At 56.5% G+C, this 11,200-nt stretch carries 7 protein-coding genes; 5 read left to right on the forward strand and 2 right to left on the reverse strand.

What is annotated here, in order from left to right; all coding sequences use genetic code 11:
• Window positions 1-830: 830 nt before the first annotated feature.
• Both K5905_RS00465 and K5905_RS00470 read left to right on the forward strand, forming a co-directional pair.
• Window positions 831-4,169 (forward strand): M10 family metallopeptidase C-terminal domain-containing protein, encoded by a 3,339-nt coding sequence (locus K5905_RS00465; protein WP_297578872.1) that lies wholly within the window; start codon window positions 831-833, stop codon window positions 4,167-4,169.
• A gap of 101 nt (window positions 4,170-4,270) precedes the next feature.
• Entirely contained in the window at window positions 4,271-4,663 is a 393-nt protein-coding gene (locus K5905_RS00470; protein ID WP_297578875.1) for a hypothetical protein, read from the forward strand.
• 43 nt (window positions 4,664-4,706) lie between these two features.
• Here the strand turns inward: K5905_RS00470 and K5905_RS00475 are convergent, their stop codons facing one another.
• Window positions 4,707-5,504, reverse strand: coding sequence for a helix-turn-helix transcriptional regulator (locus K5905_RS00475; protein WP_297578876.1), 798 nt, complete (start codon window positions 5,502-5,504; stop codon window positions 4,707-4,709).
• Between the two features lie 147 nt (window positions 5,505-5,651).
• Between K5905_RS00475 and K5905_RS00480 the strand changes: the two genes are divergently transcribed.
• Window positions 5,652-7,244, forward strand: coding sequence for an ABC transporter substrate-binding protein (locus tag K5905_RS00480; RefSeq protein ID WP_297578879.1), 1,593 nt, complete (start codon window positions 5,652-5,654; stop codon window positions 7,242-7,244).
• Between the two features lie 231 nt (window positions 7,245-7,475).
• Window positions 7,476-9,104 (forward strand): amidohydrolase, encoded by a 1,629-nt coding sequence (locus K5905_RS00485; protein ID WP_297578881.1) that lies wholly within the window; start codon window positions 7,476-7,478, stop codon window positions 9,102-9,104.
• A 50-nt stretch (window positions 9,105-9,154) separates the two neighbouring features.
• On the opposite strand, the gene K5905_RS00490 is transcribed toward K5905_RS00485, so the two are convergent.
• Window positions 9,155-10,069: a LysR family transcriptional regulator gene (locus K5905_RS00490; protein WP_297578883.1), complete on the reverse strand. Its 915-nt coding sequence runs from the start codon at window positions 10,067-10,069 to the stop codon at window positions 9,155-9,157.
• A gap of 110 nt (window positions 10,070-10,179) precedes the next feature.
• On the opposite strand from K5905_RS00490, the gene K5905_RS00495 reads away from it, so the two are divergent.
• The gene (locus K5905_RS00495) at window positions 10,180-11,199 is read left to right on the forward strand and encodes a hypothetical protein (protein WP_297578885.1); all 1,020 of its coding nucleotides are present in this window, start codon (window positions 10,180-10,182) and stop codon (window positions 11,197-11,199) included.
• Window position 11,200: the final 1 nt, after the last annotated feature.

The raw sequence follows: 11,200 nt of genomic DNA on the forward strand, positions 1-11,200 counted from the left end.
AAAGACGCCAGGCGGTACCGGAGACATAGGTCGATGCTGCAAATTATTGCAAGATCAATGATGGTTGCGGTCCGCCGGGATCCTGGGCGGACCGGCGTGGTGAAATTGGATCAAACGCCCAAGCGGGCGAATTCTCACGGTTCGCGGGTCTGCAAACCACCGCTCGCAGCCCTCGCCTACGGGAAGGGGCTGAGAAGCGCGGTTCCGTGACCTCGTCAGCAGTGAGACAGACGGCAGTATTTCGAACGCTTCAAGATTGATGGACCTGACCGCTCAATGCGGTTCATGAGCCAGGATTCACGACTTCCTGGTCCGGATGACCTGTCCGCTTTTGCGATCTGGTATGCCGATTACCGCCCTTCCAAGCCAGGCAGAAACTTTCATTGGTGCGGCGATCGTCAGGACAAGACCCTATCGTCGGACTCCCATATTTGTGTCGCTGAACCGAGGGGGCAGGGCCGCATCTGGAATACCCGTTCAACAGGCTGAGCCGTTCATTTAGCGCTATCCAACTGATTGCGATCGATGTCCTCCATGATGCCCCATTGATGCCACGCCTTTGTCACGCATCTCCGCAATACTCAGGATTGTTCTTTTTTTCGCCTCTCCCAAAAATTGCACTTGCATTGAGATATTCGCAATGCAATCATTGATACTTATTACATCGTATCAACTACTATAAGTTGTATGAATGTGAGCCTTGCTGAACATGGAGGTTTTCAGACCTGTGCCGTCGACCACGGCGGCAGATGCACGCCGCATCCGAGTTGGCCACACCAAAACCTTCAGTGTTCATCACCCCGACGTTTGTCACATAGGGAGACCTCAAGATGTCGACTTCAATCCAGTCCGGCGACCAATGGTGGATCAACGACCAGACCCCGGATAACCCGTTTGGCAAAAGCGAAGACTATGAAGCCTATCTCGATTATCTGGGAGCGCTGAACCGGAGCCTGACGGCCGAGATTGCTGCGCAGCCGCTGGTGATCAATGTCCAGGAGCTCAATGATCATCCCGACTACAAGGCAGCAGCAATTGGCGCATCGCAGATGTGGTCCGCCGTCACGCCTCTCCAGTTCGAGATCGTCGACGACGAACCCTATGATGCCGAAACGCAGTGGATGGAAGTCGTCAGCCCGGAGCTCGGTGAACAAAGCGACGGCAGCGCCTTTTCAAGCGACCGATATGTCAGCATCGGTCAACGCTTTCATGACACGGAACCCAACAAGACCGATATCGGTGGTTATGTATTTGACAGTTTCATTCATGAATTCGGCCATGAGTTCGGCCTGAATCATCCAGGCCTTTACAATTACAGCGGTCCCGGTGGTGTCCAGATCAACTATCTGAACAATGCGACCTGGACCTATGATCGCCAGCAATACAGCGTCATGTCCTATTTCGATGGGATCGATGTTGGCGAAACCACGCGCTGGTCGGCATCAACACCGCTCATGGCCGATATTGAAGCCGTGATCCGCCGGTATTTTTCCACCGTCGACGAGGACGGAAACCGGACCTATCAGCAGATTGACCTCAACACGGGAGACAATGTCTACGGCTTCAACAGCACTGAATATGGCTACCAGCTGACGTCCGAGGGAATGCAACACGATATCGGCTTCGTGATCCACGATACCGGTGGGGACGACACGATCGATTTTTCCGGGTCGACGGCTGGCACGATCCTGGATTTGCGCGCCGGTCAGTTTTCCAGCGTCAACGGCCATAACAACAATGTCTCGATCTTTGCCGGGCACAACGACGATCAGACCGAGTACTACATTGAAAACGGCATCGGCAGCCGGTTTGACGACATTCTGATCGGCAATGACGGGAACAACATCCTGGACGGCCGCGGTGGTGGCGACCGGATGGCGGGTTACGGCGGCGACGATGTCTACTTCGTCGACTCGCTCGACGACATCGTTCACGAGGAAGCGGACGGCGGCAACGACACCGTGATCGTGCTGTCCCGGGATATTGATGTCGGCGAAATCGCGAATGTCGAGAACATCATCTATGTCGACGGCACTGTCACCCAGCCGGCTGATGAGCCCGTCGAACCCGAGCCTGAAATTGGCGGGTCTCTGACCAGCATTATCTTCGGCGACGAGGGAAACAATACGCTAGATGGCGGCGCGGGTGGAGACACGATTTTTGGACTTGGGGGTGATGACCTCATCATCGGTGGCCGGGATTCTCTGGCAAGCCGGGATATTAACAACACGATCGCGGTTGAAGACCTGGACGACCAGACCGAGAGCGATGATGGCAATGATGCGCTCTACGGCGGCGCCGGAAATGACACCATTATCGGTGGCGCTGGCGATGATTTGCTCGATGGTGGCGATGGCGACGATGTGCTGAGAGGTCAGGACGGCGCCGATATCTTCAGAGGTGGCGCCGGTGTCGATACGGTCGACTACAGCACGGAAAGCCCGTTTCAGCTGCTGGTCAATCTGGAAACGAATGTCGCCAGTGGCGGCACGGCTTCCGGTGACACATTCTACAGCATCGAAAACCTGATCGGCTCCGATGACCGTATCGACCGTTTCGTCGGCACGTCTGCGGCAAACCATTTCTGGGGCCGGGGCGGCGGTGATTATTTCAATGGCGGCGACGGCGATGACATTCTGGACGGCGGCAACGATGGCGACATTCTGTATGGCGACGGCGGCAACGACACGATCATCGGAGGAGCCGGACAGGACTATCTGAATGGCGGCGAGGGAATAGACACGGTTGTGTATGCGGGAAGCTCCAGCGGTGTCACGGTCGATCTCGCCAATGGAACGGCCAGCGGCGGCGACGCCGATGGTCCGGTTCAGATTGTCGGACGCGGCACGGCTATCCGGCATGACATCATCGTTGACGTTGAAAACGCGGTTGGGTCGTTTTTCGACGATCATCTCATAGGTAATGCCCAGGCGAACGAACTCTCCGGCGGTTCTGGCGACGACACATTGACGGGGGGCGAGGGCGCCGACCTGTTGAACGGTGGTGCCGGCAGTGACACGGCGGATTATTCCGACGCGACCAGCGGTGTCAGGCTTAATCTGGCGCGCGGCAGATCTGAAGGCGATACCTATGTCTCGATCGAAAATCTTGCCGGTTCAGGGTTTGACGACCGACTGCGCGGAGATCGTGCCGCCAATACGCTGACCGGCCAGGGAGGGGACGACACGTTGCGCGGCGGTGGTGGTGACGACACTCTTTTCGGCGACTTTTCCGATCAGGCCGATGCCATACCGCGCCCTGGCATGGGGACGGGATATGCGACACTCGGCGCGGATGCGACGAACAATTCGATCGCAACCGCATTCGACATCTCGAACAACTTCTCTCTGACGGAAGACCCGGACATCTTCGATTCCACAACTGTCCTGCATACGACTGTCAACGCCACCGGCAATGGCAAGGGCGGATACTACAGCATTGACCTGGCTGCAGGGACGATCCTGACCATCGATATCGACGGAATTGCCGATCCCAACGTCCATGACAGTTGGGTCAGACTGCTGGACAGCAATGGCGACATCGTTACCCAGAACGACGACGGTGGCGGGGATCCGGGCTCGACAAGCAATCGCGATTCCAGCACGGTCTTCGTCGTCCAGGAAACCGGAACTTACTATATTCTGGAAGGCAGCTGGACAAGCACCGCCCCGGATGGTGGCTGGACCGAGGCAGTGCCGGAAGGCTCGACCTACAAGCTGAATGTGTCGGTCGAATTTCCGCCCGAACCGGTTCAGCCGGGCGTTGCGGGTGACGACAGGCTCTTCGGCGGTCGCGGCAACGACATGCTGGATGGCGGGCTTGGAGCAGATATCCTGACCGGCGGTGCCGGAGAGGACTCCTTCCGCTTCTCGACGGAACTCGGAAACGACAATGTCGATCGGATCCGGGACTTCGATGTCGACGACGACATGATCCTTCTGGACAACAGCATCTTTACGGAAATTGGAAACGTCGGCCTCCTTGCGGTTGGATCGTTTCAGGCAAATGCAGCCGGTGCCAGTTATGATGCAGACGACCGCATCATCTATGACACCGACGACGGCACTTTGTCTTATGACGCTGATGGATCGGGAGAAATTGCCGCGATTGAATTCGCGCAATTAAGATCAGGTCTGGACCTTTCTGCGCAGGACTTCGTCATAATCTAATGGCACAAATAGGGGGCGCTTCCGGGCGCCCCCTTTCATCCCGCGTTGGTCATCCTGTGCGCCGGAGCCATCACGGGTATTGCAAGTACAAGAGGTGAGAAATGAAGCGTGTGACCGCTCGCGGTACAAGGTTGCTGGTCGCCGCAATACTGGCGATGTTCACGACTGCACAGACGACCGTAGCGCAAACGCCATTTGTAAGCGGCACTGTCAGGTTTCACGGTGAAAAGGCGATACCAAAAGGCCAGATTGAAATTTTTCTTAAAGATCTTGAGATGGATGGAGCGAATGTCGTCAAGACGCAACTCAAGAGCGACGGTGGATCAAGGGAGATAGCGTTCTCCCTGGAATTGCCCGTCAACTTGAAGTCTTCACCGTCTCAACAGATCGTTGCGCGCCTGGAGCGAGCGGACGGTTGGCTGCTCGCGCGGGGCAGCGCAAAGTTCAAGATCGACACACCAGTCGAGATTATACTCAACACTGTTTTATATTGACGGTTCCAAGACCACGGAAGCGTAAGACGTCAGGCATACGGCGTCAGGTCAGAATTGTCGTATTGAGGTCTCCGGCCTTTTTTGAATCGATCAGAAACGTTCTGACCGCCGGATCGATGTGTCTGCTGTTCGCGGGAAACGCACCGCATGCCTGCAGCGCTTCGCGGGGACTGAACCTGTCCTCGACCCGTTTCCAGATCGACCGCGATGCATAAGGCATTATGTGGGGTTGCCAGGCGACGCCCATCGTCGTGCCGCGCAGATATTTGACCTCTTGCCGGTAGGAAGGCGTAAGAATGGTTTCAACTATGCTGCCTTCCCGCATCATTTCATGCTCGACGACATAAATTCGGTTGCCACGCCGGGTGGCCAGTCCCTCGTAGCGGGATTTTTGTGAGAGATTGCCTTCCGGCGACTTGATCCGCTCCAGTGACCTGGTCGTGACAAAGCCGTCCTTCTCACGGAGCCAGACGAGGCCCTTAAGTATCATTCCCTCCCATGTCGGTGTCCAGAAATGGGTATGATAGAAGCCGAGATAGGGCCGCAGCGCGGTTGCCTGATCCCTGAACGCAGCGGTCATCTGGTCCGCCGGGCCGGAGCTTCGTCTCGGCTGACCGATCAGACAGCGAAGGTTGAATTCTTCATGACCTGAAAAGAGATCGGCTTCCGTCAGATTGAAATGCCGGGCGATGCGGCGCAGGTTGTGGGCCGACGGCAGACCTGTACCGCTCAAATACCGGTTGAACTGCTGTCGGTTGATACCGATTTCACGGCAAATTCGGGCGATCGAGCCATATTCGGCACATATGCTGCGCAAATTTCTCGAAAAATCGTCCGACATTTCATTCAATCCTTTCGCATTCAGACGCGAATATGATGCTAGTTGCGTACAAAAGCATACTTTCGCGAAGTTTTCATTTTCAAACTTGTGACGGAAGCTCCCGGTCGAATTGGATGCTGACTGGATGATCCGCGGGAGGATTGAGACATGAATTCAAGAGACCAGCACGCGAAGTGGCTTCTGGGCGAATTGGAGAAGGGCCGGATGTCGCGGCGAGAGTTTCTCGGACGCAGCGCGGCTCTCGGTGCCGCGTTGAGCCTCGGGACAAGTTTGTCGGGAGGGGCGATGGCTGCAACTCCGAAAAAAGGCGGTCACATGCGACTGGCCATGGGGCACGGCGCTACGTCCGACTCGCTTGATCCGGCGACACTTACGAACGGCCTTCAATGGGTCGTCGCATATGGTGTCGCCAACACGCTGACCGAGCTGGACGCACAGGGAAAACTCATCGGTTCTCTGGCCACGGAATGGAGCCCATCGCCTGATGCAACCGTCTGGACTTTCAAACTGAGAGACGGGGTCGAGTTTCACAACGGCAAGACCATGACCGCCGAAGACGTGGTGGCTTCGTTGAACTATCACCGTGGCGAGGATTCAAAGTCGATCGGGAAGCCGGTGATGGCTTCGGTCACCGACATCAGAGCGGACGGCAATACGATTATCGTGACGCTGTCTTCCGGCAACGCTGATTTCCCCTATAATTTCAACGAAGCGATCTTCGGAATTTACCCGGCTAAGGATGGCGGCATCGACTGGAAGGCCGGAGGCTCCGGAGGGTATGTCCTGAAATCAGAGCAACCCGGTCGAACCTACAAGTTCGAACGCAATCCGAACTACTGGAAGGAAGGGGCGGCGCATGCGGATTCGATCGAAGTTCATTCCATCACTGATCCGGTCGCCCGTCAGAACGCCCTGATCACCGGTGAAGTGGACAGTATCGACCGGGTGGAATTCAAGACGCTGGCATTGATGGCCCGCAAACCGGGCATCATTGTCGAGGAAGGTACCGGTCCGTTGCATTACACTTTCCCGATGCTGACCGGGCGCGCACCTTTCGACAATCTGGAACTGCGCAAGGCTCTCAAATACGCAATCAACCGGCAGGAAATAGTTGAAAAAATCCTGTTCGGCCATGGCGTTGTCGGCAATGACCACCCGATTGGTCCATCTTACCGTTTCCACGCTTCGGATATCGAACAGATCAGCTACGATCCCGATCGTGCAAAACATCACATGGAAAAGTCAGGGCTGGGCAACATCACAATCGATCTGAGCGCTTCGGACGCGGCCTATAGCGGAGCCCTCGACGCGGCCGTACTGTTCCAGTCCTCGGCCAAATCGGCAGGCATCAACATCAATGTCGTGCGTGAGCCGAATGATGGATACTGGTCGGATGTATGGATGAAGAAACCCTGGTGCGCCAGCTATTGGGGCGGTTACTCCACCGAGGATACGATGCTCACAACCGGGTTTGCTCCCGGTGCTGCCTGGAACGACACCCAATGGGACCATGCGCGTTTCAACGAGCTGCTGGTGCAGGCGAGAGCAGAACTGAATGATGATCTGCGCGCCGACATGTACCGCGAAATGCAGATCATCCTGCGGGACGAAGGTGGCAACGTCGTGCCGATGTTTGCCAACGAAGTTCATGCCCGGACAGAGAAGATCGCCCATGGTGATCTCTCCTGGTCGCGCGGTTTCGATGGCCGCCGCATTATGGAGCGCTGGTGGATGACGTGACGGCTGCTGTTCGGCGCGCCCTTGACTGTCGTGACAGGGAAGGTGAGCCGATCAAGCCGGTCGGTGGAGACAAGACAACTCTCCGCAGTCCGCCACGAGCGAGCTGTTGCGCCGGAGTTGCGATTTCATAAGACGTCGTCCCAAAGGCAAAAACTGCCACGAGGTTCGAGAAGTCCGACTTGTGGCAGAAGCGTCTCCTTCCCGAAGCAAGAATGAATGACGGATTCATGCATGAGCGGTTCCCAATCCCTGTTTTTCAACGGCACCGTCCTGACGATGGACGATGACCGGCCGGTGGCATCGGCGGTCGTCATCGACGGTGAGCGCATCCTGGCCGTTGGAGACGAAGAGGACATGCGTGCACTGCTTCAACCGGATGCCGGAGAGGTGAACCTGCAGGGCCGGACCATGATCCCGGCCTTTATCGATCCTCACGGGCATTTTCCTGATCCGGGCTTTATCGAGCTGTTCAGGGTAGATCTGGCCCCGCCACCGCGGGGGGACTGTATCGACATGAACACCGCGCTTGAAAGGCTCGCCGACCGGGTGGCGGTCACGCCAAAGGGCGAGTGGGTCATGGGTGTGCTTTTCGACAACACGGCCATCGCCGAAAACAGGATGCCAACGCGGGCAGAACTGGATCGGGTTTCAACCGAACACCCGATATGGGTCATTCATGCATCAGGGCACAACGGTGTGGCCAATACCCGTGTTCTGGACATGCTGGGCATCACCAGCGAGACGCCCGATCCGGCGGGAGGCAGGTTTGGACGGGATCCGAAATCCGGTGAATTGACGGGATTGATCGAAGGTCTATCCGCCATGGGAAACATGGGGGATACGGATTTTCTGATCGACCGCGAACGGTTCTGGCTTGGGTTTAGAGCGTGCCGCGACGAATATCTCTCGCAAGGTGTTACCTATGCGCAAAATGCCTGGGCGACGCGCGAAATGCTGGAGCATTTCAACAGTCTTCCGGACGGAGAAGATCCCGGCATCGATGTAATGCTCTTGCCGATAGGTGAGCTCGAACCCGGTCTTTCGGCAGGACCGGAAGCATTGGAGTGGCAAGGCAACCGGTATTTCTCGCTCGGGCCGCGCAAACTTTTCACCGACGGTGCCTTTCAGCTGCAGACCGCATATCTCAGCGAGCCTTACTTCAAACCGGCCGATCCGGATGCGCCGCACGGAATGACCTATACGGATCGCAAGGAACTGTTTGTCCAGGTGCGCAAGCTGCACAGGATGGGGTTCCAGATCCACTGCCACTGCAACGGCGACGCCGGAACCGACAATCTTCTGGACGCGATCGAGGCGGCTTTGGAAGAGTTTCCCAGGAGTGACCATCGTCATACGGTCATCCACGGTCAGGTTTTGCGGGACGATCAACTGGAGCGTATGGCGCGGCTGGGGGTGACGGTCAGTTTCTTCACCGCTCACATTCACTACTGGGGCGACAGGCACTACGACACGTTTCTAGGGCCGGAACGCGCGGAAGGTATTTCACCAACCGCTTCCGCTGAACGCCATGGTGTCCACTTCACGATCCACAACGATGCATCTGTTACACCAACCCGGCCAATTCACCTCATGCAGTGCGCTGTCAACCGCCGAACGGCTTCAGGTCGCCTTCTGGGGGAGAAGGAAAGGATCCCGATTCATTCGGCGCTCAAGGCACATACGATTGAAGCCGCCTGGCAGGTTTTTCAGGAGCATGAACGCGGTTCCATCACTCCCGGCAAGATTGCGGATTTCGCTGTTTTGAGCACCAATCCGACCAGTCACTCAGAGGCGTTCGAAAACTGCGTTGTTCTCCAAACAATCCGGCGAGGAGAATGTGTTTTTGCGAAGTCCTGTTGACCGAACTGTTTCGTGAGCAGATTGACCTGATTGATCGAACTTTCCACATTTCAATGCCCGAAACGTTTCGTCAGCTGGTCTTTCAAATGGGACTTGAAGTCCGTGGTCAGGGTGGTTTCGGTACGTTCTGCCAGGGTAATCGCGCTGACAACCTGGTCTTGGTTGGACAGCGTGATGTTGGCAATCGCCAATCCGTCTGAGCCGTCGGGTTTGACGGCGTATTTCGGTAGGACTGTCAGAAAATCTGTTTCCCGAAGTAGTTCCAGAACCGCTTCGGCAGAGCCGCTCTGAAATGCGATAGCGGGATTTGTAATCCCCATCAGCTTCAAGGCATCTTCCATGTCGGACCTCAGGAGACTGCGGTCCGAATGCCCGACCCAGATCACTTGTTTGTAGTCGTCGGCCGAAGGCGTTGGGGTATCGATAAGTGGATGTCCCTTCCTGCCGACAATCACATTGGTATCGCTGAACAGGGGTTCCAGGATCAGGTCGGTATTGCCCTGCTCGACGAATTTAGCGGGTCCGATCACAACATCCACCTGATTGAGATAGATGCGCTCCATGAGACCGGCGTGATAGTCCGGGATCAGGTCGATCCTGATGTTGGGACGTGCCGACAGAAAACGCGCGACGACCTCCGAGATCAGGTTTTTGCACATGAACGGCGGTGCTCCGAGCTTCAGGACACCAAAGTAACCGCGTGCACCAAGATCAAGCATTTCCGTTGCCCGCAGGCGGGCGGTGCGGATCGAGCGACCTTGATGCGCCAGCTCGAACCCGATCGATGTGGGTGTCAGCGGCCGGGTGTTTCTTTCAAACAGGGGCATGCCGATCCGTGCCTCAAGATTGCTGATCATGCGGCTCAAGGCAGGTTGTGACGTCCCGATGCTGGTTGCGGCCTGTTGAAGGGTACCGGCTTCGACGATGACGGCAAGCTGTTCCAGGTGACGTGGATCGATTAACATATCAAAATCGCATAATAGGTTATCCAGAGATTATTGGACTGTTATATTATTTGGCGCGATTATTTCGTCAAGGACGGAAGAGAACCGTCTGGTCACCTTGGGAGGATACGGTGAACATCAAAGCTATGACCCTTGGCGCTGCCATTACGGTGGCGCTTTCGACTATTCCGCTTGAGGCGCAGGCGAAAACACGGCTGCTGGTCAACTGCTTCTGGCCGGCCAAACACTTCGTTTGCAGTGAAGTTCTGCCTAACTGGATTTCGGAAATCGAGCGCGTGACCGAGGGGCGTGTGACCGGCAACATACCGCCCAAATCCGTCGCCCCGCCACCCGAGCAACTGGTGTCCGTCGAAAGAGGGCTGGTCGATGTGGCCGTGCAGTTCAACGGTCTCATACAGAACCGTGTCAAAGGTCCCTTGGTCGCCATGCAGCCCTTTACCGGGATCAATGATGCAGAGAAGATGAGCCGCGCCCTTTGGGCCACCAACCGCGAGTTCTTTGCCGACGAATTCGACACGGTTCACCTGCTGTCGCAATTCGTTATCTCGCCCGGCGAGCTGTACAGCCAGACCGATACACCTATCAATTCGATTGACGAGCTGGCAAAGCGCAAGATCTGGGCGCTGCCCGGACCTCTTGCCGCGATTACCAAGAAACTGGACGCAGGTGTGGTGTCGACCCCAGCGGTCAAGTCCAATGAGATCATTTCGCGTGGAATCGTCGATGGAAACCTCGGTCTGGACCCGCAGGCGCTTCGGGCTTTCCAGCTGATGCCGTATATCAAGTCGAACACCAGGTTCAGCAAGGCGGTGTATTCGACGTCCTTTTCCGTATTCGTCAACCAGGACAAATGGGCCGAGATCTCGCCGGAAGATCAGGCGGCGATCATGTCCGTTTCCGGTGATGTGCTGGGTGCTGCATTCGGGGCGCGTTGGAACGCTGCAGCGGCTGCCGCCGAAGCTGCCTATGGAGACGCAGGGATCGAGATTATCACCGCCGATCCGGATTTCGAGACGTCGCTGATCGAAGCTTCGTCCTTTGTCACCGAAGGCTGGTTGAAAGCTGCTGGCGAGGCAGGCATCGACGGTGCCGGCGCGTTGGAGTTTTACAAGGCACAGCTGGCCGAGTAGC

Origin of the sequence: Roseibium sp. (assembly GCF_025698965.1) — a bacterium.
Lineage (GTDB): Bacteria > Pseudomonadota > Alphaproteobacteria > Rhizobiales > Stappiaceae > Roseibium.

Excerpts from the sequence above, each read along its gene's own strand:
- K5905_RS00480 (WP_297578879.1), top strand. The coding sequence starts at position 5,652 with ATGAATTCAAGAGACCAGCACGCGAAGTGGCTTCTGGGCGAATTGGAG.
- K5905_RS00490 (WP_297578883.1), bottom strand. The coding sequence starts at position 10,069 with ATGTTAATCGATCCACGTCACCTGGAACAGCTTGCCGTCATCGTCGAA.
- K5905_RS00485 (WP_297578881.1), top strand. The coding sequence starts at position 7,476 with ATGAGCGGTTCCCAATCCCTGTTTTTCAACGGCACCGTCCTGACGATG.
- K5905_RS00470 (WP_297578875.1), top strand. The coding sequence starts at position 4,271 with ATGAAGCGTGTGACCGCTCGCGGTACAAGGTTGCTGGTCGCCGCAATA.
- K5905_RS00475 (WP_297578876.1), bottom strand. The coding sequence starts at position 5,504 with ATGTCGGACGATTTTTCGAGAAATTTGCGCAGCATATGTGCCGAATAT.
- K5905_RS00465 (WP_297578872.1), top strand. The coding sequence starts at position 831 with ATGTCGACTTCAATCCAGTCCGGCGACCAATGGTGGATCAACGACCAG.